The sequence below is a fragment of the Micromonospora solifontis genome, from assembly GCF_003725545.1.
In the GTDB taxonomy this organism is placed as follows: domain Bacteria; phylum Actinomycetota; class Actinomycetes; order Mycobacteriales; family Micromonosporaceae; genus Micromonospora; species Micromonospora solifontis.
On record NZ_RJLN01000026.1, the window covers coordinates 23,534 to 44,802 of the forward strand.

The window sequence follows — 21,269 nt, forward strand, 5'->3', positions numbered from 1 at the left end:
GTCGAGCCGGGACCGGACGACCAGGCTGCGGCTACGCTGCGTTGGCATGGGTGCCGGTGCCGGAAGTCGGCCGCTGACCTTGCTGGTGCCCTCGCTGGCCGAATATCAGCAGCTCAGGACGGGCGGCTGTCCATGATCGGACAGTGCTGTCGGTGGTTGGCGGGCGGTGCACCGACATAACTTCGGGAGCACGGAGGGTGATCGCGGGGGATCGCCCGGGGTCCACAACCCACCCTCACCGCCGGCGCCCCGGGTCCGGTAGAGAGGACCGCCATGTCCAGCACCAGATCCAGGAGAGGAGCGGCCGGGCAGCCCGTACCCGGCGCGGAGGAGGTCGCCCGCGCCGACTCGCAGATCACCAGCTGCACCCCCGCCGGCCTGCCGGCCAGCGCCCGCGTGCTCTTCGCGGTGGTCAGCGCCGACGGCACCCTGGTCCGAGGGCTCGGCGCCACCTCCGTCACCCGGCTGGCCGCCGGCATGTACCAGGTCGTCTTCGACCAGGACGTGACCCACGCCGGCTACGTCGGGACCGTGGGACCCGCCGCGGGCGGCAAGCTCGCCCCGCAGGGCGCCGTCGCCGTCGCGCCGCGGACCGGCATTCCCAACGCCGTGTTCGTCGAGACGTACGGGGGCGGCGAGCACGTCGACCGCCCCTTCCACCTGGCCGTCCTCGCCTGACGGCGCGGTGCCGGACGGCGGGGGCGCACAGACGAGCGCACGGCGCCGTCCGACCGGGGTCGTAACGTCGCCGCGCTCTGGCCGTCTCCCACCACCGCAGCCGTACGGCGGTACGACAGCGGGGACCTGGCTCGACCGGTCCAGCGTGCACCGGTCTTGGGGCAGCAGATGCCCGTCCAGAGGGGATCCAAACCCGGGACGGGTGGCGAATTCCGCCATCTGCAAGTCCCGGCGTGATTCCCGGACGCACCGGGTATGAGCGCGCCATGGAGCATTTCACGATCGCGACCGTCGCCGAGAAGAGCCCGGACTTCCGCCGGGTGCTCTGGACCGGGGGGCACACCCAGTTGGTGATCATGACGATTCCGCCCGGCGGGGAGATCGGCGAGGAGGTCCACGAGGGCATCGACCAGATCCTCACCTTCGTCAGTGGCACCGGTGAGGCCCGGGTGGCGGGTGAGAGGAAGGAGGTCGTCTCCGGCGATCTGGTGGTCGTACCGGCCGGCACGAAGCACAACTTCGTCAACACCGGCCCCAACCCGCTCGTCCTCTACACCGTCTACGGCCCGCCCGACCACGCCGACGGAGCCGTGCACCGGACCAAGGAGGAGGCCGACGCGGCCGAGGCGGCCGGCCACGACGAGCCGCCCACCGCCTGACGGCGCCGGCCTGAACCGGACCGCCCCGGGTACCCGGGGCGGGTGGCGCACCAGCCGGCGATCTCCGACTACGGATTCCTCTCCGACTGCCGCTCCGGGGCCCTGGTCGCCCGGGACGGCTCGGTCGACTGGTGGTGCCCGGACCGGTTCGACTCGCCGGCGGTCTTCGCCCGCCTGCTCGACCCGGCCGGCGGGCACTGGCGGATCGCCCCGCTGGCCGCGGGCCGGGTGGAGCGGGCGTACCGGCCGGACACGCTGGTGCTGCGGACCGTCCACCACACCCCGGAGGGGAGCGTCGCGGTCACCGACGCGCTCGCCGCCGAGGTGGGTGCCCGGGGTCACGAGCTGGGGATGAACTCCCCCGCCGTGCTGCTGCGGGTGGTCGAGGGCCTCACCGGGCGGGTCCGGATGCACCTCGACTTCGCCCCGCGCCCCGAGTACGGGCTGCTCACCCCGTACCTGCACGACCGGTCCGAGGGTGGGGTGCTGGCCACCGCCGGGCCGGTGGCGCTGGTGCTGCGCGGCACCGGCCAGGCGCTGCGCCACGACGGCGACCGGGTCACCCACACCTTCGAGGTGGCCGCCGGCCAGACCGTCGGCTTCGACCTGGCGTACGCCGGGGCCTACGGGGACCCGCCGGCCCGGCTGGACCCGCTCGTCGCGCTGAGCGAGACGGTGCACGCCTGGGAGGCGTTCCGGGAGACCCACCATTACCCGGGCCGCTACCCGGAGCAGGTCCGCACCAGCGCGACCGTGCTGATCGGCCTCACCTACACCCGCAGCGGCGCGGTGGCCGCGGCGTTGACCACGTCGCTGCCCGAGCAGCTCGGCGGCGATCGCAACTACGACTACCGCTACTCCTGGCTGCGCGACTTCGCGATGACCATGCGCGCCCTGTGGGTGGCGGCCTGCCCGGACGAGGCGTCCCGCCTGTTCGCCTGGGCGGCCCGGTCGATCGGCCGGATCGGCGACCAGCCGGTGCCGGTGCTGTTCGGGCTGGAGGGGGAGCGGGACCTCTCCGAGCACGACTGCGCCCACCTGCGCGGCTACGCCGACAGCCGGCCGGTACGGGTCGGCAACGACGCCTGGCGGCAGCGGCAGCTCGACGTGCCCGGCGAGGTGATCGCGGCGGTCTGGCGGCTGCACGACTACCTCGGCGAGACGTTCGAGGAGGAGTTGCGGGAGATGGTGGTGGGGCTGGCCGAGCAGGTCGCGTCGACCTGGCGGCTGCCGGACCGGGGCATGTGGGAGACCCGCGACACCGAGCGGCACTACGTGTCCTCCAAGGCGATCTGCTGGCTGGCCCTGGACCGGGCCGTGGCGCTGGCGCCCCGGCTCGGGGAGCGGGCCGACCCGCGCCGCTGGGCGGCCGTCCGCGACGAGATCCGCGCGACCGTGCTGCGCGAGGGGTGGAACGAGCGGATCGGCGCGTACACCGGCGCGTTCGGCTCGGCGGAGCTGGACGCCTCGGCGCTGTTCCTGCCCGTGGTGGGCTTCCTGCCGGCCACCGACCCGCGGATGCGTTCCACCATCGAGGTGGTCGCGCGCGAGTTGGGCACCGACGACGGCCTGGTACGGCGCTGGAACACCGATCCGGCGGGTTTCGTGCTCTGCTCGTTCTGGCTGGTGGAGTGCCTGGCCATGGCCGGGCAGCCGGATCGGGCCGCGGCGCTGTTCGAGCAGGTCCTCGGCCACGCCAACGACCTGGGCCTCTACGCCGAGCAGATAGACCTGGACAGCGGTGCGCAGCTCGGCAACACGCCGCAGGCCCTGTCGCACATCGGGCTGATCAACGCGGCCTGGCGGCTGACCGACCCGAGTACGGACTGACCTGCAACATTCCTGCAAACCGTAAGGATTGACGTCGATGTCTGCCCGCGCCTAGCCTGCTGGTACGGGAAAGCCCTTTCCTGAGCTTCCCTTCCTCGTCACCCCGCTCCCGGAGACCCACGCCTCCGTGCGGGGCACCGATCGTCGCGACCGTGGCCAGGCGCCGACCCTCCGCCGCGACGGTCCACCACCACCCGCTCCAAGGAGGACAACCGTGCAGATCACCCGGGCCAGACGCCGCCGCCCACTGCTGCTCGCGGTGGGCGCCGGCGCCACCGTCGCGGCACTCGCCGCCGGAATGGGGACGTCGGCGTTCGCCGCCACCGTCTTCACCGACACCTTCTCCGACGGCGACGCCGCCGGCTGGTCGAAGTCCGGCGGCTCCTGGGCCGTCGCCGACGGGGCGTTCACCCAGTCCAACACCGGCAGTGAGCTGGCCCGGCAGTTCGCCGGCCAGACCAGCTGGACCGACTACCAGGTGCAGGCGCGGGTCCGGCCGAACGCGTTCGGCTCGTCCAGCGCCCTGGTCGGGCTCGCCGCCCGGGCCAGCAGCAGCACCAAGATGTACCGGCTGGCCCTGCTCGGCTCGGGCCGGGCCGAACTGCAGGCGGTCAACGGCAGCCAGATCACCTCGCTCGGCTCGGCGTCGGTCGGGGCGTCCACCGGCACCTGGTACACGCTGAAGATCGAGGCCAGCGGCAGCACCATCCGCGGCTATGTCAACGGGGCCCAGGTCGGCGGGGGCAGCAACACCATGGCGGACGCCGGCCGGATCGCCCTGGTCACCGCGTACGCCGGGGGCAGCTTCGACGACGTGACCGTCGACTCGTCCGTCTCCACCCCGACCACGCCGCCGACCAGCTCGTCCCCGACGGCGTCGCCGACCACCTCCACCCCACCCTCGACGTCCTGGCCCACGCCCACGTCCAGCGTGAAGGTGGACGCCACCATCCCCGTCTCCAGCAGCGGCTTCGACGGCGGCATGAAGCGCTACTACGGCATCGGTGACGGCGGGCAGTCCGAGAGCCAGGATCCGATGTTCGAGCTGGCCGCCGGTGCCACCCTGCGCAATGTCATCATCGGCGCGCCGGCCGGCGACGGCGTGCACTGCCTCGGCAACTGCACCCTGGTCAACGTCTGGTGGGAGGACGTCGGCGAGGACGCCGCGACCTTCCTGGGCGGCACCACCTACACCGTGGACGGCGGCGGGGCCCGGTCGGCCAGCGACAAGGTGTTCCAGCACAACGGGCCGGGCACCGTCTACATCAAGAACTTCCGGGTGGAGAGCTCCGGCAAGCTCTACCGGGCCTGCGGCAACTGCTCCACCTCCTACCAGCGGCACGTGGTGATGGACAACGTCACCGCCACCGGCACCAAGGTGCTCGCCGGCATCAACACCAACTGGGGGGACACCGCCCGGTTCACCCGGATCACCATCCTCAACGACCCGAGCCACAGCACGCGGATCTGCGTGAAGTACAAGGGTGTGCCGAAGGGCAGCGAGCCCACCGAGATCGGCGCGGGTGCCGACGGGGTGAACTGCATCTACTCCGAGTCCGACATCACCTGGCGTTGAATCGCCGGGAGGCGTGAGCCGCGGGGCCCGGTGGTGACACCGGGCCCCGCGGCCCGCGCGGCCGAGGAGGTCGGATGAGCGCCTCCGGTGTTAAGAAGGGGCCCGTGCTCTACCGGAGGCGTTAAGAAGGGGCCCTTCCTTACACCGTGGGCACGTCCGAGACGTCCACCGTCTCCGGGTACTTGAGGCCGGCGCCGGTGTTCAGCACCACGACCCGCTCGCCGGCCCGGATCCAGCCCCCGGCCCGCAGGTGCCGGGCGGCGGTCAGGCAGGCCGCGCCCTCCGGGCAGAGCAGCAGCCCTTCCCGGGCGGCGAAGTCGCGCAGGTCGGCGAGGATCTCCGTGTCCTCGACCGCGATCGCCGTGCCGCCGCTCTCGCGCAGCGCGGTCAGGATCAGCTCGTCGCCGAGCGGGGCCGGCACCGTGATGCCGAACGCCACGGTGTGCGCGTCCGCCCAAGGGGTGGCCCGCTCCTCCCCGGCGGCGAACGCCCGGACGATCGGGGCGCAGCCGGTGGACTGCACCGCGACGAGGCGGGGCAGCTTGTCCTCCACCCAGCCCAGCTCGCGCAGCTCGTGCAGGGCCTTGTGGATGCCGATCAGCCCCACCCCGCCACCGGTGGGATAGATGATCACGTCGGGCACCTGCCAGCCGAGCTGCTCGACGATCTCGTACCCCATGGTCTTCTTGCCCTCCAGGCGGTACGGCTCGCGCAGCGTCCCGGCGTCGAAGATCCGCCCGCCCGACTCGGCGACCAGCCGGGCCACCCACCGGCCGGCGTCGCTGATCAGGCCGTCCACCAGGCGCAGGTCGGCGCCGGCCGCCCGGCACTCCCGCCGGCAGATGGTCGGCGCGTCCAGCGGCATGGCGATGGTCGCGCGCATCCCGGCCCGGGCCGCGTACGTCGCCCAGGCCGCCCCGGCGTTGCCGTTGGTCGGCATGGCGAGCCGCTCCACGCCCAGCTCCCGGGCGCGGCTCACCCCCACCGCCGCGCCCCTGGCCTTGAACGACCCGGTGGGGGTCAGTCCCTCGTCTTTCACGATCAGGTCCGGGATCCCGATCTCGTGGCCGTACGCGGGGGCACGCAGCAGCGGCGTCCAGCCCTCGCCCAGCGTGGTCACGAACCGGGGATCGGCGACCGGCAGCAGCTCCCGGTAGCGCCACAGGTCGGCCGGACGCAGGCCGAACTGCTCGGGGGTCAGCGCCGCGCCCACCGCGGCCAGGTCGTAGCGGGCCAGCAACGGGGACCCACAGTCGCACAGGTTCTGCAGCTTGTCCGCCGGACGTTCGAGACCGCAGCGCGGGCATTCCAGGTGCGTGAGGTACACGGCGCTCCTCAGCTCGCGTCGATGCTCAGCCAGTGCCGGCTGCGCCGGCCCGGCTCGTACGGGGCGTCGAGGCGCTTGGCCAGCACACCCGGGAGCCCCTGTTCGCGGGCGGTCCGCAGGGCGTCCGCACCGATGCCCGGGAACCACGGCGGAGTCTGCCAGTGCCGGCCGGCGAGCGCCAGACCGTCGAGCAGTTCGCGGCGCTGCGCGTACGGCAGGTCGGTGCTGGTCGCGCCCTCCAGCCAGAGCAGGTCCGCGGCGAGGAACTGGCCGTCCCGCTTGCTCGGCGGGTGCACCCGGCCGGCCGGGTCGATCCGGACCAGCACACCGTCCAGCACCGCCTCGGTCGGGGCCAGCGCCTCGGCCATGCCGCGCAGCCAGGGGTACGCCCCGCCGATCTCCCCGTCGGTCCCGTCCAGCAGCCGCAGCCGGCCGCCGGAGACGTACGCGATCGCCCGGACCCCGTCCCAGCGCAGCTCGTACCCCCAGGCGTCGGCGTCCTTTGGCAGTCGCCTGGCGGATGTGGCGTGCATCGGGCGGATCAGCTCGGGCATCGGCGTCCAGCCCGCCGGGGCCGGGTCGGTGCGGCGGACCATCCAGTCCCGGCCCCGCCCGCCGGTGGCGAAGAGTACGTACCGGCCCTTCGTCCGCTTCCCGTCGAGCACCACGATCACCTCGTCGTCGCGCCACTTCTCCGCGCGGTACGTCCCGGTGTCGTGGATGGTCATCCTGCCGCCGCCGTACTCGCCGGCCGGGATCTCGCCGTGGAAGGTGAGGTACTCCATCGGGTGGTCCTCGGTGTGCACGGCGAGGTGGTTGCGGCCGGGGTCGCGGGGCAGGCCGCGCGGCACGGCCCAGGAGGCCAGCACGCCGTCGTGCTCCAGCCGCAGGTCCCAGTGCAGGCTGCGGGCGTGGTGCTGCTGGATGACGAACCGCGGCCTGCGGTGGGAGGTCCGCTTCCGCGCCGGGGCCGGCTGCGGCACCGGTTCCGGGGTGCGCGCCGCGTCCCGTTTCCGCCGGTACTCCTCCAGCCGGTCGCCCACCCCCGCATTCTGCGGCACATCCGGCCCGATCGCCCGGTTCCCGGCTCTCGCGTCCGTTTCCCCGCCGTCCGGCGCGCCGCCGGCATGGGTGCGGGGATCACGGGTAGAAGCGTCGGTATGGACCTCGACCAGCCCACCGTTCCTCTTTCCGGCGACGTGCGGATGCCGCTGCTCGGCTTCGGCACCTGGCAGGCCACCGGCGAGGCCGGGTACGACGCCGTGCTCGCCGCCCTGGACGCCGGTTACCGGCACATCGACACCGCCACGATGTACGGCAACGAGAAGGAGGTCGGCCGGGCGGTCAAGGAGAGCGGGGTGCGCCGTGAGGACCTCTTCATCACCACGAAGCTGCCGCCGGAGCGGGTCGGCCGGGAGCGGGAGACGATCGAGGCGAGCCTGGCCGCCCTGGACACCGGGTACGTCGACCTGTGGCTGATCCACTGGCCCCCGTCCTCGCCGGGCGACAGCATCCCGATGTGGCGGGAACTGCTGGCCGCCCGGGACGAGAACCTGACCCGGGCCGTCGGGGTCAGCAACTACTCGATCTCGCAGCTCGACGAGCTGATCCAGGCCACCGAGGAGACCCCCGCGGTCAACCAGATCCGCTGGAGCCCGTCCCTGTACGACCGGGCGGTGCACGCCGCGCACCGGGATCGGGGCGTGGTGCTGGAGGGCTACAGCCCGTTCAAGACCAGTGACCTGTCCGACCCGGTGCTGGCCCGGATCGCGCAGGCGCACGACGTCTCCACGGCGCAGGTGGTCCTCCGCTGGCACATCGACCACGAGATCGTGGTGATCCCCAAGTCGGTGACCCCGGACCGGATCCGGGCCAACGCCGACGTCTTCGGCTTCTCGCTGACCGCCGAGGAGATGCGCGACATCGACGCCCTGGGCGGCTGACGGCGCGGCAGTGGGGGCGCGGTCCGCGGACCGCGCCCCCGTCACGCCGCCGGGATCAGGCCCGGGCGCAGGTCACTCCGTTGAGGGAGAAGCTGCTCGGCGAGGAGTACGAGCCGCTCAGCGTCCCCTGGTAGCCGAAGCTGGTCGAGGCCCCCGGCGACAGCGTGCCGTTGTAGCTGAGGTTCCGGGCGGTCACCGCCGACCCGCTCTGGGTCACCGTGGCGTTCCAGGCGCTGGTGATGGTCTGCCCCGAGGGCAGGTTGTAGGTCAGCGTCCAGCCGTTGATGGTGCCGGAGCCGGTGTTGGTGATCGCCACGTCGGCGGTGAAGCCGTTGTTCCAGGCGTTCGGGGTGTACTTCACCGAGCAGCCGGTGCCGGACGGCGGCGGGGTGGTCGGTGCGCCGGTGGTCGGCGGGGCGGTCGTCGGCGGCGGGGTGGAGCCGGTGTTGACGCTCTGCGAGAACGAGTTGACCGCCAGGCCCACGCCGCCCTGCCACGGCTCGAAGCCGGCCTGGATGCTGGTCAGGTACCAGTCGTTGGTGATCGCGCCCCGGTTGCGGGTGTCGGCGATGAACGCCATGACGTCGAAGCTCATGCTGGTGATGGGCGACGGCGCCACGTACGAGATCACGTTGTTGGAGCCGTTGCTGCCCCGCCAGACCTCCCAGTTCCGGCCGGCGATGCTGGCGTTGGCGACCGGGGAGCCGATCGGCTGGATGGAGCCCTGCCGGTTGAACCAGATCATGATCTCCATCTGGTTCACCCCGTCCTTCTTCGGGCTGGGGTCGAGCCAGATGTCGTACGCCGCGTCGTAGATGGCGCCGCTGACGTAGTTGTAGCTGATGCTGCTCGGCGCGCTGCCGATGTTCTTCACCTGCGCCGGCAGGTTCGTGCCGGGGGAGCAGTTCGTGTAGTGGCAGCCCACGAAGATTGACGGGTAGGAGACCGGCGCGCCGCTGGTCGAGCCGACGCCGTCCTGGCGGGTGATGGAGAAGCCGCTGGAGGTCACGTTGATGCACTGCTGGGCGCTGGTGCCCCAGCGGTTGTTCTGCACGACGTACTTGCCGCCGATGGTGGTGGACCCGTACTGCTCGCAGATCTGGGTGTCGGCGGAGGCGCTGCCGCCGAGGATGACGGCGACGATCGAGCCGGCGGCCAGCAGACCGGCGGCCACGACGGCCCTCAGTGGACGCTTCATGATGCTCCTTGCCTGCGGCGCGGTGCGCCGGGGACGGGTGATGGGTACGTTCGGGAGCGCTCCCACGTTCAACGTCACACATTTACATGGATGAAACGGTTGCGCAACCGCAGCCGTCCCGTCGACACCGCTGCCGAGGTCTCCGGCATCCTCCGGCTGGTGCGGGATTCCCGCCTACGGGACGGATCCAACCCACCGAGGGACTCCCGCGCCAGGGCCGATGGGGTCTACCGTGCGGCGATTGCGGCGAGTAGTGTCTTGCCTCCAACGCGTTCCGAACCCCTCCGGAGGCGTACACCACCATGGGTGGCTCCCCCCTGCGCATCCTCGTCGTCGGCGCGGGCATCGCCGGGCTCGCCGTCGCCCGTGCGCTGCGGCTGGCGGGGTTCCGGCCCGACGTCACCGAGAAGCTGCCGCCCGGCGAGCACACCGACATCGGCCTCTATCTCCCCGGCAACGCGGCGCGGGCGCTGCGCCGGCTGGACCTCGACGGCCCGGTACGCCCGCTCGGCCAGCTCATCCACCGGCAGCGCTTCCTCGACGCCGCCGGCGCGCCGCTCTGCGAGGTCGACCTCGACGCCCTATGGGCCGGGGTGGGGGAGTGCCGCGCCCTGCCCCGCGCCGAACTGCACCGCGTCCTGCTCACCGGGGCCGGCGGCGCGGTCCGTCACGGCGCCGAGATCAGGACCGTCGAGCCGCTGCCGGGCGGCGTCGCGGTCGGCTTCACCGACGGCACCTGCGCCGAGTACGACCTGCTGATCGGCGCGGACGGGCCGCGCTCGGCGGTGCGTACCCTGGCCGCGCTCGGCGGCCCGCCCCGCCCCGCCGGCCAGGTCGTCTACCGGGCCGTGGTGCGTGACGGGCCCCGGGTCGCCGACTGGACCGCGCTGCTCGGCCAGCGCGCCGGCTTCCTGGTGGTGCCGATCGGGGCCGGCCGGCTGCACTGCTACGCCGACGAGGCCGGCAGCACCCTCCCCGCCGACCCGCTCGCCCGGCTGCACGAGCTGTTCGGCGACTACGGCGGTCCGGTCCCCGAGGTGCTGGCCGCGCTCGACCGGGTGCACGTGGAGCGCACCGAGGAGGTTGAGCTGGGCCGGTGGTTCCACGGCCGGGTGCTGCTCGTCGGGGACGCCGCCCACGCCACCGCGCCGACCCTCTCCCAGGGTGCCGCGATGGCCCTGGAGGACGCCGTGGTGCTCGCCGAGTCGCTCCGGGCCGCCGGCAGCGTCGACGCCGCCCTGCTCGCGTACGAGAGCCGCCGCCGGCCGCGTACCCGATGGGTGCGGGACCGGACCCGGGACCGCAACCGGACTCGCGACGTGCCGCCGGCGCTGCGCGACCCGCTGCTGCGCGGGCGCGGCGGGCGGATCTTCCAGGAGCACTACCGGCTGCTGGTCGACCCGCTCTGACGCCCCGGCGGCGACGGCCGGTGATCGTAGCCGCCCACCCCACGCGGCGCCCCCACCTGCCGGGGACTATCCTCCCTACGGATGACGGCTGCGCAGAAGAACAGCGCGTGCCGAGCGGGACAACCCAGAACCGGAGGCCACTCGTGACCACCGTCGCACCCAAGCCGGTCGTGACCCGGCCCTGGCCGGTCCGCGAGCCGGTCAAGGGGTCGGCCATCGCGCGGCTGCTGCGCACCACGGACGCGAAGCAGATCGGGATCATGTACATGGTCACCGCGTTCGCGTTCTTCATGATCGGCGGCCTGATGGCCCTGATCATGCGCGCCGAGCTGGCTCGGCCGGGCCTGCAGTTCCTGTCGCCCGAGCAGTACAACCAGCTCTTCACCATGCACGGCACGATCATGCTGCTGTTCTTCGCGACGCCGATCGTGTTCGCCTTCGCGAACTACGTGGTGCCGCTGCAGATCGGCGCGCCCGACGTGTCGTTCCCCCGACTCAACTCCTTCGCCTACTGGCTGTACCTCTTCGGCGGCACCATGGCCACCGCCGGCTTCATCACCCCCGGTGGCGCCGCCGACTTCGGCTGGACCGCGTACACGCCGCTGAGCACGGCCGAGCACTCGCCGGGCGTCGGCGCGAACATGTGGGTGGTCGGCCTGGCCATCTCCGGTCTGGGCACCATCCTCGGCGCGGTCAACATGATCACCACGATCCTGACCCTGCGCGCCCCCGGCATGACCATGTTCCGGATGCCGATCTTCACCTGGAACATGCTGGTCACCAGCCTGCTGGCCATCCTCATCTTCCCGCTGCTGGCCGCCGCGCTCTTCGCGCTCGCCGCGGACCGCCTGATCGGCGCCCACGTGTACGACCCGGCGACCGGCGGCCCGATGCTCTGGCAGCACCTGTTCTGGTTCTTCGGGCACCCCGAGGTCTACATCATCGCGCTGCCGTTCTTCGGCATCATCACCGAGGTCATCCCGGTCTTCTCCCGGAAGCCGATCTTCGGTTACAAGGGCCTGGTCGGCGCGACCATCGCCATCGCCGCCCTGTCGATGAGCGTCTGGGCGCACCACATGTTCGCCACCGGCCAGGTGCTGCTGCCGTTCTTCAGCTTCCTCAGCTACCTGATCGCCGTGCCGACCGGAATGAAGTTCTTCAACTGGATCGGCACCATGTGGCGGGGCCAGATCACCTTCGAGACGCCGATGCTCTTCGCCATCGGCTTCCTGGTCACCTTCCTCTTCGGTGGTCTGACCGGTGTGATCCTGGCCAGCCCGCCGCTGGACTTCCACATCCACGACTCGTACTTCGTGGTGGCGCACTTCCACTACGTGCTCTTCGGCACGATCGTGTTCGCCGTCTTCGCCGGCATCTACTTCTGGTTCCCGAAGATGTTCGGCCGGATGCTCGACGAGCGGCTGGGCAAGGTGCACTTCTGGCTGACCATGATCGGTTTCCACACCACCTTCCTGGTGCAGCACTGGCTGGGCAACGAGGGCATGCCCCGGCGGTACGCCGACTACCTGCCCGGCGACGGCTTCACCACGCTGAACACGATCTCCACGATCGGCGCGTTCATCACCGGCATCTCGACGCTGCCGTTCATCTGGAACTGCTGGAAGTCGTACAAGGCCGGCCCGGTGGTCGAGGTCGACGACCCGTGGGGCCACGGCAACTCGCTCGAGTGGGCCACCAGCTCCCCGCCGCCGCTGCGCAACTTCGACCGGATGCCCCGGATCCGCTCCGAGCGGCCGGCGTTCGACCTGAAGTTCCCGGAGCTGGCCGCCGGGCAGACCCTGGCCGGCCCGCCGGAGGGCGGCGCCAAGCCGCTGACCAGCGAGGCCAACGGTGGCGCCAGCTACGTGGAGGACACCGCCGGTAACCTCGACCGGCGCTGACCACTCGTCGAAGGGCCCCCTTCGCCACCGGAAACGGTGTGCGAAGGGGGCCCTTCCCGTGCTCCGGTCCGCCCCGTGCCGGGCCGGAGACCTGCTGTCCGGGATCGTCGGGCCGCCGCCCGGCCGGAGCGCGGCCGCCGGAGGCGTGCGGCGGTCCTAGGCCGCCGGGGCGTGGCTGTCGAGGAACTTCGTCACCTGCTCACGGATCCCGGCCTCGCCGGTGCCGGGGTCGACCAGGAACACCCCGTGCTGGGTGCTCGGGGCCAGCACCAGCTGCCGCTGGGTGGTCTTCGGTGTGGCGTCGTACAGCGCCTGTGCCGCCACCGGGAAGTTCGGCTCCAGCTCACCCGCGCCGTAGAAGACCGGGACGGTGATCTTCGGGGCGGCGCCGGCGGCGTCCGCGTCGCCGTAGGAGGTGGGCGGGGAGAGCGCGACGACCGCGTCCGGCGCCGGGCTGAGCGTCGGGGTGGCGGCCAGCACCGAGGTGCCGCCCATCGACCCGCCCATCAGCACCACCCGGCTGGCCCCGTCGGCCCGCAGCGCCGCGGCCGCCGCCTGGACCTGCTGGCCCCGCGTGACGCCGCTGCCCGGAGAGGAGCCGGATCCGGCGAAGTCGAAGGCGAGCACCCGGTAGCCCCGGTCGGCCAACTCCCGCCCGTAGGGCAGCCACTGGCAGACGTCGCCGCCCGCCATGTGCGCCAGCACCACGCCGGTGCTCCCGGAGCCGAGGACGACCCCGCCCAACTGGGTGCCGGCCTCCTCGCCGAAGACGATCTGCCGGCCGTGCTCGGCCAGCCCGGGACAGTCGGCGCCGGCGTTGAGCCCGGTCGGCTTCGCCACCGGGGTCTCGGCGCTGCTGCTGCAGGAAACCATCCCCACCGAGAGGGCGGCCACGGCAACCAGACGTAGAGCGGCTATCTTCACGGCGACTCCTTGATCGCGGGATTGGAAGCGCTCCCATTCTCCCGGCGCCCCGTTCGTCCGGCTGTCCCGCTCGGGTCACCGTGTCGGAGCTGTTACGGCGGCGCTCGGTATCGCCGGCCGGCCTGCGGGCTTCGTCGCGCGCCGACCGCGGGTCAGACGCCGGCGGGTGTCAGGTCCACGTCCGGGGTGGGGGTGGCCGGCCGGCGGCGATGGCCCAGTTCGATCGGGAGCACCACCAGCGCGACCAGCACGCCGATCGCGCCGGTGACCGCGAAGCCCCACAGCGGGGCCGACGCGTCGATGACCGCGCCGGCCAGCGGCGCGCCGAGGGCGATGCCGACGGTGACCGCCGAGCCGTGCAGGCCCATCGCCTCACCGCGTACGTCGGCCGGGGCGAGCCGGCTCACCGCGTCGGCGGTCGCGGCGAGGGTGGGCGCGCAGAGTGCCCCGGCCGGGACCAGCGCGAGGCAGAGCAGCCACCAGTGCGCCCCGCCCAGGCCGACCGGGATCGTGGTGAGGCTGAGGACGGCCATCAGGAGCAGCGGCGAGAGCGAGCGGGTGACCGCCCCGTACGCGAAGCCGCCCAGCAGCGAGGCCACCGCCCAGGCGGTCAGCACCGCGCCGGTCCAGCCGACCTCGCCGCCGGCGCGCAGCACGGCCACCACCGCCACGTCCGTGCCACCGAGCACCAGGGTGGCGGCCAGGCTGATCGCCAGCACGGCCAGCAGCCGCGGCGTGAGCCACTCGCGGCGGGGAATCTTCCGGTGCGGGCCGGCCGGCTCGTCGGCGCTGCGGGTGGGCGGGTCGAGCAGCCAGAAGCAGACGCCCGAGGCCACGATCCCGACCCCGAGCGCCCACATGGTGAGCCGCGGGGACGCGGCGGTGGCGAGGGCCACGGCCAGCGCCGGGCCCACCATGAACGACAGCTCCACCGACATCGAGTCCAGCGCGTACGCGGGGCGACGCCGATCGGCCGGCACCAGCGCGGCCACCGACTGGCGGACCACCGAGAATACCGGCAGGGCGAGCAGCCCGGCCAGGAAGGCCGCCGGGAGCAGCACCGGGTACGACAGGGTCGGCGCGACGGCCCAGAAGACCCCCTCGGCGAGCGTGGTCAGCAGCAGCACCGGCCGCAGCCCGCGCCGGTCGACCAGCCGGCCGAGCAGTGGCGAGCCGAGCGCGGCGCCGACGGTGGACGCGGCACCCACCAGGCCGGCCGCGCCGTAGCCCCGGCCGAGGTCCAGCACGACGTGGAAGGTGAGCGTCACCCCGGTCGCGGTGAGTGGGACGCGGGCCAGCACCGACACCAGCAGCAACGACCGGAGACCGGGCAGGGCGAGCGCCTCCCGGTAAGGCTTCAAGTTCACGACGGTCCGTACCTCCGGCCGACATCCTCGACCGGGGGTACGACAGTCGCAACCAATTACCTGGTCAAGCGGTCCTGATCACAGGTTCGCCGACCATGGTCACGTCGCCGCCCTCGAACGCCCGCAGCGCGACGTCGAGGGTGTCCCGGGCCACCGCGGCGGTGAGGTCGAGCAGCACGGTGGTGCGGAAGCCCTCCCGGACGGCGTCCAGCGCCGTCGCCCGTACGCAGTGGTCGGTGGCGATCCCGACCACGTCGACCCGGTCGACGTCGTGCCGGCGCAGCCAGTCGGCCAGGCACTCGCCGTCGGGGCCGTGCCCCTCGAAACCGGAGTACGCGGCGGCGTGCTCGCCCTTGTGGAAGATCGCCTCGACCCGGTCGGTCGCCAGGTCGGGGTGGAACTCCGACCCGGCGGTGCCCACCACGCAGTGCCTCGGCCAGGAGTCGACGAAGTCCGGCGGGTTGCCGAAGTGCGCCCCCGGGTCGATGTGGTAGTCCTTCGTCGCCACCACGTGGTCCCAGCGGTCCGGTTCGGCGGCGAGCAGCCGGGAGATGCCGGCCGCCACGCCCGCCCCGCCGGCGACGGCGAGCGAGCCGCCCTCGCAGAAGTCGTTCTGCACGTCGACGATGATCAAGGCGTTGCCCATCGGTACGGTCCTTCCTCAGGTCGCGGGTACGACGGTCACCGGGACGGCCGGGTCGCCGCCGGACAGCTTCAGGCCCTCCCACGGGATGGAGATCAGGCACTGCCGCAGGTGCTCCCGCGACTCGTCGAGGGTGGGCAGCGCCACCGGCTCGCCCGCCACCACGAAGGAGCGCTGGAGCAACCGGTCGTTCGGCTGCCGGTCCGGCACGCCCTGCGGCACGATGACCTCCTCGGTGGCGGTGCCGGTCGGCTTGTGCCGGCGTACGGCCACCTTGCGGCCGCCGATGGTGGCCTTGTGCTCGGAGCGCTTGACCACCGGCCGCCCCTCGACCTCCACCAGCTTGTAGACCAGACCGGCGGTCGGCGCGCCGGAGCCGGTCACCACGGAGGTTCCCGCGCCGTACATGTCGACCGGCTCGGCGGCCAGCGTGGCGATGGAGTACTCGTCCAGGTCGCCGGAAACGATGATCTTCGTCTCGGTGGCCCCGAGCGAGTCGAGCAGCTCCCGGGACTGCTGCGCGATCACGGTCAGGTCGCCGGAGTCGATCCGGATCGCGCGCAGCTCCGGCCCGGCGATCTCGATCGCGTTCCGGATGCCCTGGCTGATGTCGTACGTGTCGACCAGCAGGGTGGTGTCCTTGCCCAGGGTGGCGACCTGCGAGGCGAACGCCGCCCGCTCGTCGTCGTGCAGCAGGGTGAACGCGTGCGCCGCGGTGCCCGCGGTGGGGATGCCGTACCGCTGGCCCGCCGCGAGGTTGGAGGTGAACCGGAACCCGGCCAGGTACGCCGCCCGCGCGGCGGCCACCGCCGCCTCCTCGTGCGCCCGCCGGGACCCCATCTCGATCAGGGCCCGGCCGCGGGCGGCGGTGACCATCCGGGCCGCCGCCGCGGCGACCGCGCAGTCGTGGTTGAGCACCGACAGCACCAGCGTCTCCAGCACGACGCACTCGGCGAAGCCGCCGGAGACGGTGAGGATCGGGGAGCCGGGGAAGAAGAGTTCGCCCTCGGCGTACCCGTCGACGTCGCCGGTGAAGCGGTAGTTGGTCAGCCACTCCGCGGCCCGGTCGTCCACCACCCCGGTACGGCGCAGGAAGTCGACCTCCTCGGCGTCGAAGCGGAACTCCCGGATCAGCTCGACCAGCCGGGCCGTGCCGGCGACCACCCCGTAGCGCCGGCCCGCCGGCAGCCGCCGGGTGAACACCTCGAAGACGCAGCGGCGGTCGGCGGTGCCGTCCCGCAGGGCGGCGCTGATCATGGTCAGCTCGTAGTGGTCGGTCAGCAGCGCGGGGCGAAGGGTGCTCACGCCCCCAGCCTAGAGTTCAGCGCGGATCCGTGCCGTCATGGCCCGGCATCGACCGCAGGGCGGCCCGCAGCTCGGCCCGGCCGGCCACCCCGAGCTTGCTGTAGACCCGCTGGAGGTGGTTCTCCACCGTGCGGCTGGACAGGTAGAGCCGCTCCGCGATGGCCCGGCTGGTGACGCCCTCGGCAGCGAGCCGGGCCACCTGCCACTCCCGCTCGCTGAGCGCCGGCCGGAGCAGCCGCAGCGCCGGGGTGGCGAGCCCGTCGCAGCGCCGGAGCAGCTCGGCCAGCTGTTCCCGCGCCGGGCCGGTCGCGGCGTCCCGATTGCGCCCCGCGTGGTGCAGGGCCGTCGCGGTGGCCTCGGCGGCGTAGACAGTCAGGTCCCGCGCCGCGAACGCGTCGGCGACGGCGAGCAGTTCGGCGGGGGAGCAGTCGACCGCCGCGCGGGCGTACCGGGCGATCAGCGGGGGCAGGACGCCGTCGATCCGCTCGGAGAGTTCGGCCAGGCGCTGGGCCACGGTGCGCCGCCCGCCGTCGGTGCAGGTCGGGCCGACCGGCGCGCCGGCCTGGCCGAACCGGACCAGATCGAGCAGGACGAGCAGCTCGTGGCCGGCGAAGCCGTCCTCGCGGAGCCGGTCGGCCAGCGCGCAGAGGTGCTTGGTGGCGGCCGGCAGGTCGCCGGCGGCTCCGTGCACCGCGCCCCGGGCCTGCTCCAGCCAGGGATACAGCACCGCCATGCCGGGGGCATGGGTGCGGTCCGCCTCCGCCATCGCCTCGGCCGCGTGCGTCGCGTCGCCCCGCCACGCCGCCGCCTGGGCCCGCTCGGCGTGCGCCAGGCCGGCGTACACCCGGCTGGTGGCGAGCACCGCGCAGGCGCCGAGACTGGTCTTGAGCGCCTCGTCGCTGCGGCCCCGCAGCCGCGCCGCGTACGCCTGGAGGATGGCCAGGTAGCCGGTGCCGAGCCGGAAGTCCCCCGCGCCGGCCAGGTCGGCGAACTCGTCGGCCACGATCGCGTCGATGCCGGCGAGGTCGCCGGAGAGCGCCAGCCGGGTGCCCCGGGCCAGCTCCATCGCGAGCTGGAGGTACGGCATGTCGGCGCGCCAGCGGGCCGCCTCGGCCTGCACCCGGGCGATGGCGGTGGCGCTGCGCCGGTACTGCCCCTGCGCGGCGTGGAGGTGGGCCACCGTGCACCGGGCCAGCTCCCGCGCCGCCACCGGCGCGGCCGGCCGGTCCAGCACCGCCTGGGCGAGCCGCAGCGCGGCGGTGGTGTCCAGCCCGTGCAGCCGCATGATCGCCTCGAAGGCGCGGATCCGGGCCTGGTCGGCCGGGTCGGTCAGCTCGGCGGCGCGCGCCGCGATCTCCTCCACCGTGGACTCGCGGCTGAGGCCCCAGTAGCTGACCATGCCGCGCACCGTCAGCCACCGGGCGCGCCGCCGGCCGTCGGGGACCTCGGCGCCCACCGAGTCGAGGACCCGGATCGCCTCGTCCGGCCGGTCGGCGAACATGAGGATGGTGGCCAGCAGTTCGGCGGCGTCGGAGCCGCCCTCGCCGTCCAGGGCGGCGCGGGCCAGCCGGGTGGCCAGTGGCACGTCGTACCGGCCGAAGGCCTGGGCGGCCGCGTCCAGCAGCAGCGCCGGATCTTGCGCCGTGCCCGAGTCGAGGCGCCACACGGCCACCCGCAACAGGTCGTCGCGGCGTCGCTTGCCGACCTGTTCGAGCAGCTCGGCCAGGGTGGCCTGGAGCCGGCGGGTCCGGCTGACCGGGCACTGCCGGCGCATCACCTCGCCGTAGAGCGGGTGGGCGAGCCGGACGTCCAACCGCCGGTCGTCGTGGACCATGGTGATCAGGCCGCGCTCCTCGGCGGTCTCCACGTCGGCCGGGTCGACGGCCCGCTGGAGCAGTTGCAGGCCGAGCGGCTCGCCGAAGGCCACCAGCTCGACCACCGACCGGACGCCGGGGGTGAGCTGGCCGATCCGGGTGTCGATCAGGTCGGTGAGGCTGGGCGCCAGTTCAAGCCGGCCGGTCCACTTCCAGATGCCGTAGGTGCGGCGCAGCTCGTCGCCGCCGGAGGCGGCCAGCACCAGCTCGCGCAGGAGCAGCGGGTTGCCCGCGGAGAGCCGGAACAGCCGCTCCGAGCTGCCCGCGTCCACCGGGCCGCCGAGGATCGCGGCGAGCAGCCCGGTGGTCTCGGCCGGGCCGAGCGGCGCCAGCTCGACCAGGTCCACCAGGTCGTCGGTCCACAGCGCACGGATCGGCAGCGGGATCTGCTCGCCGTTGCGCAGCGTGCCGATCACGGTGGCGTTCTCGGCCCGCGCGATGAGGTGGACCAGCGCGGCCGACGGCGGGTCGAGCAGGTGGGCGTCGTCGATCGCGAGCACGATCGGCCGGCCGGCGGCCTGCTCCTGGAGCAGGTCCACCGCCCAGCGCAGGATGCCGGCGGGGGAGAGCCCCTGCGGCTGCTCGGCCGGAAGCACCTGGACGAGCCCGCCGAAGGGCAACGCGGCCGTGGTCGCGCTGGCCGAGACGGACCAGATCGCGTACCGGTCGGTGGGGAGGGCGGCGACCCCCTCCCGGAGCAGCCGGCTCTTGCCGACCCCGGCGCTGCCGCTGAAGAGCAGCCCGCGCCCCTCGGGGCCGCCGACCGCCGACAACAGACGGTTGAGCTCATCCCTCCGGCCGACGAAGTCCCACCGACTCATCGGTGCAGCATATCGACGGTAATCCGGCCGCGCCCACACCGTCACGCAGCGAAGTTGAGTAATCGGTCGATTACCCCTGAGTATCCCGGGTGTTCGGTGTCGGACTCCCGACACCCGTACTCTTCTGCCACCACGGATGTCACCCGACGCGACCGGCCCGTAACCTGGTCGCCCTATCGGAGGCCGCTTGATGAAGCCGAGCCCGCTCCGCTCGGTCGAGGCGCCCGAACCTGCCGAGCCACCGTGCACGCCCCTGCCCACCCGGCTCGGGGTGGCCGACCCCGACCCGGGCGAACCGCTGGCCGTCGTCGTCGCCGGTCCGGCCGGCGCCGGGCGGCGTGAGCTGCTCGCCGGCCTGCTCGGGCTGGAGCCCGGGATGCTCACGGTGCCCGACGGCAGCTACCTGTACGTCAACCACGGGCGGGTGCCCACCCGGGCCGCCTACGTGCCGGGCTACCGCCAGCCGCACTCGTACGGCGCCGACCCGGTCGCCGCCGGTCCGGCCCTGGCCCGCCCGCCGCGCCGGGTGGAACTGAGCCTGCCCGACCCGCTGCTGCGCCACTTCGCCGTGCTCGACACGCCGGACACCGGCTCGCTCGGCGTGGCGGGCTGCCGGGTGCTGCTCGACGCCGCCGGCCGCGCCGGCGCGCTGCTCTTCGTGATCTGCGCCGACCAGGCGCTCACCGCGACCGAGCTGAACCTGCTGGCCGAACTGGCCCGGACCCGGGTCGAGGTGCTGTTCGCGGTCACTCCCGGGGCCACCGGCTGGGCCGGCCCGGCGGGCGGACCGACGGTTACGGAGGGCGCGGGGGCGTCCGTCGCGTCGGTCGGCCACCCGGGCCGGTCCCTGCCGCGTCCGGGCGGCCACCGGGTCAACCCGGTGGAGGTCTCCCTCGCGGCGCACCGCGCCGCCCTGCTCTCGGCGGTGCCCGGGCTGGCCGACGCCCGCTGGTTCGCCGTCCGGCAGGCCGACCACGCCGCCCTGCGCCGGGCGCTGGTGGGCTGGGCGGCGGACGAGGGGCTGCGACGGGCGAGCATCCGGCCGCCGGAGCCGCCCGGCGCGCACGGCCGGGTCCCGGTCCGGTCCGGGCTCGACCCGGGGGACCTCACCGAGCGGCTGGACCGGCAGGCCAGAACCTGCGCCCAGCGGATCCGTCAGCACCTCGCCCTGGAATTGGCCAACATCCACCTGCGGGTGGTGCAGGAGATCGTCTTCGGCGTCGGCTGCGCCGGCCTGCCGGCCCTGCTCGACCGGGAGATGGAGGCGCTGTCGCTGCTCGCCACGGTCCAGTGCGACGAGGCGGCCCGGGGCATCCTCGACGACACCGCCGCGCGGGTCTTTGGTGCGCCGCTGGCCGAGGGGGTCCGGCACCGGATCGCGCACGCCGTCCGGTGGGGGCTCGCCGACCATCCCGCGGGTCGCGAGCTGGACCGGGTGCTCCTGGTCACCAGCACGGCCGGGGTGGCCGGGCTGGCCGGTGGCGGAGCGTTGGAGGCGCTGTCCGGCTTCCCCGGCGGGGAGCGGGACGAGGTGCTGCCGCCGGTCGGGGTGGCGCTCTCCGGCGGCTGCTGGCAGCACTGGCGCGCGCCGGGCAACGACGACCCGAACGGCGCGCGGTCCTGGGCCCAGCGGGCGCTGCGCGAGGTGGAGCTGGAGCTGTCCCGCGAGGTGTCCCGCCGCTTCGAGGTGATCCGTCTCTCGTTGGGCCTGGTGGTCACCGATGCGGTCGAACACGGCATCCTGCTCGCCTGAGGGGCGGGCCGTGGAGCGGTCGACCGGGCCGCCGGACGCGGCCCGGGAGGGTGATCCGGGC

The 21,269-nt window shown here is 73.5% G+C and carries 16 protein-coding genes; 8 read left to right on the forward strand and 8 right to left on the reverse strand.

Translation table 11 applies throughout. The annotated features are described in order from the left end of the window. The first annotated feature begins 273 nt into the window (after positions 1 to 273). The 4 genes from EFE23_RS11815 to EFE23_RS11830 all read left to right on the forward strand — a co-directional run bounded on the left by EFE23_RS11815 (position 274) and on the right by EFE23_RS11830 (position 4,743). A complete protein-coding gene (locus tag EFE23_RS11815) occupies positions 274 to 678 on the forward strand; it encodes a hypothetical protein (protein WP_123240943.1) in 405 nt (134 codons plus the stop codon). A gap of 266 nt (positions 679 to 944) precedes the next feature. Continuing rightward, on the forward strand, positions 945 to 1,337 hold the full coding sequence (locus tag EFE23_RS11820; protein ID WP_123240944.1) for a cupin domain-containing protein: 393 nt from the start codon (positions 945 to 947) through the stop codon (positions 1,335 to 1,337). Positions 1,338 to 1,379: 42 nt separating this feature from the next. Beyond that, positions 1,380 to 3,167 carry a glycoside hydrolase family 15 protein gene (locus tag EFE23_RS11825; RefSeq protein WP_123240945.1) on the forward strand — a complete coding sequence of 596 codons (1,788 nt, stop codon included), beginning with the start codon at positions 1,380 to 1,382 and terminating at the stop codon, positions 3,165 to 3,167. 214 nt (positions 3,168 to 3,381) lie between these two features. Then, a complete protein-coding gene (locus tag EFE23_RS11830) occupies positions 3,382 to 4,743 on the forward strand; it encodes a pectate lyase (protein WP_233600951.1) in 1,362 nt (453 codons plus the stop codon). A 139-nt stretch (positions 4,744 to 4,882) separates the two neighbouring features. Here EFE23_RS11830 and EFE23_RS11835 read toward each other — a convergent pair whose 3' ends face one another. Together EFE23_RS11835 and EFE23_RS11840 are read right to left on the reverse strand one after the other, a co-directional pair. Next, entirely contained in the window at positions 4,883 to 6,070 is a 1,188-nt protein-coding gene (locus tag EFE23_RS11835; RefSeq protein WP_123240946.1) for a threonine synthase, read from the reverse strand. Positions 6,071 to 6,078: 8 nt separating this feature from the next. Further along, the gene (locus EFE23_RS11840) at positions 6,079 to 7,113 is read right to left on the reverse strand and encodes a DNA polymerase ligase N-terminal domain-containing protein (protein WP_123240947.1); all 1,035 of its coding nucleotides are present in this window, start codon (positions 7,111 to 7,113) and stop codon (positions 6,079 to 6,081) included. 117 nt (positions 7,114 to 7,230) lie between these two features. Here EFE23_RS11840 and EFE23_RS11845 point away from each other — a divergent pair, with 117 nt between their 5' ends. Next, positions 7,231 to 8,013 carry an aldo/keto reductase gene (locus tag EFE23_RS11845; protein WP_123240948.1) on the forward strand — a complete coding sequence of 261 codons (783 nt, stop codon included), beginning with the start codon at positions 7,231 to 7,233 and terminating at the stop codon, positions 8,011 to 8,013. 55 nt (positions 8,014 to 8,068) lie between these two features. Here the strand turns inward: EFE23_RS11845 and EFE23_RS11850 are convergent, their stop codons facing one another. After that, positions 8,069 to 9,211, reverse strand: a complete 1,143-nt coding sequence (locus EFE23_RS11850; protein ID WP_123240949.1) for a glycoside hydrolase family 12 protein — start codon at positions 9,209 to 9,211, stop codon at positions 8,069 to 8,071. A gap of 302 nt (positions 9,212 to 9,513) precedes the next feature. On the opposite strand from EFE23_RS11850, the gene EFE23_RS11855 reads away from it, so the two are divergent. Both EFE23_RS11855 and ctaD read left to right on the forward strand, forming a co-directional pair. After that, entirely contained in the window at positions 9,514 to 10,620 is a 1,107-nt protein-coding gene (locus tag EFE23_RS11855; protein ID WP_123240950.1) for an FAD-dependent monooxygenase, read from the forward strand. Positions 10,621 to 10,763: 143 nt separating this feature from the next. Beyond that, positions 10,764 to 12,521 (forward strand): aa3-type cytochrome oxidase subunit I, encoded by a 1,758-nt coding sequence (ctaD, locus tag EFE23_RS11860; RefSeq protein WP_123240951.1) that lies wholly within the window; start codon positions 10,764 to 10,766, stop codon positions 12,519 to 12,521. A 156-nt stretch (positions 12,522 to 12,677) separates the two neighbouring features. Here the strand turns inward: ctaD and EFE23_RS11865 are convergent, their stop codons facing one another. The 5 genes from EFE23_RS11865 to EFE23_RS11885 all read right to left on the reverse strand — a co-directional run bounded on the left by EFE23_RS11865 (position 12,678) and on the right by EFE23_RS11885 (position 19,455). Beyond that, the gene (locus EFE23_RS11865) at positions 12,678 to 13,445 is read right to left on the reverse strand and encodes an alpha/beta hydrolase family protein (RefSeq protein ID WP_148058435.1); all 768 of its coding nucleotides are present in this window, start codon (positions 13,443 to 13,445) and stop codon (positions 12,678 to 12,680) included. A gap of 152 nt (positions 13,446 to 13,597) precedes the next feature. Continuing rightward, positions 13,598 to 14,812 (reverse strand): MFS transporter, encoded by a 1,215-nt coding sequence (locus tag EFE23_RS11870; RefSeq protein WP_123240953.1) that lies wholly within the window; start codon positions 14,810 to 14,812, stop codon positions 13,598 to 13,600. A 64-nt stretch (positions 14,813 to 14,876) separates the two neighbouring features. Next, a complete protein-coding gene (locus EFE23_RS11875; RefSeq protein WP_123240954.1) occupies positions 14,877 to 15,458 on the reverse strand; it encodes an isochorismatase family protein in 582 nt (193 codons plus the stop codon). Between the two features lie 15 nt (positions 15,459 to 15,473). Next, positions 15,474 to 16,760 (reverse strand): nicotinate phosphoribosyltransferase, encoded by a 1,287-nt coding sequence (locus tag EFE23_RS11880; protein WP_123240955.1) that lies wholly within the window; start codon positions 16,758 to 16,760, stop codon positions 15,474 to 15,476. Positions 16,761 to 16,776: 16 nt separating this feature from the next. Continuing rightward, on the reverse strand, positions 16,777 to 19,455 hold the full coding sequence (locus tag EFE23_RS11885; RefSeq protein ID WP_123240956.1) for a LuxR C-terminal-related transcriptional regulator: 2,679 nt from the start codon (positions 19,453 to 19,455) through the stop codon (positions 16,777 to 16,779). Between the two features lie 190 nt (positions 19,456 to 19,645). On the opposite strand from EFE23_RS11885, the gene EFE23_RS11890 reads away from it, so the two are divergent. Further along, positions 19,646 to 21,208: a hypothetical protein gene (locus EFE23_RS11890; protein ID WP_123240957.1), complete on the forward strand. Its 1,563-nt coding sequence runs from the start codon at positions 19,646 to 19,648 to the stop codon at positions 21,206 to 21,208. Positions 21,209 to 21,269 lie beyond the last annotated feature (61 nt).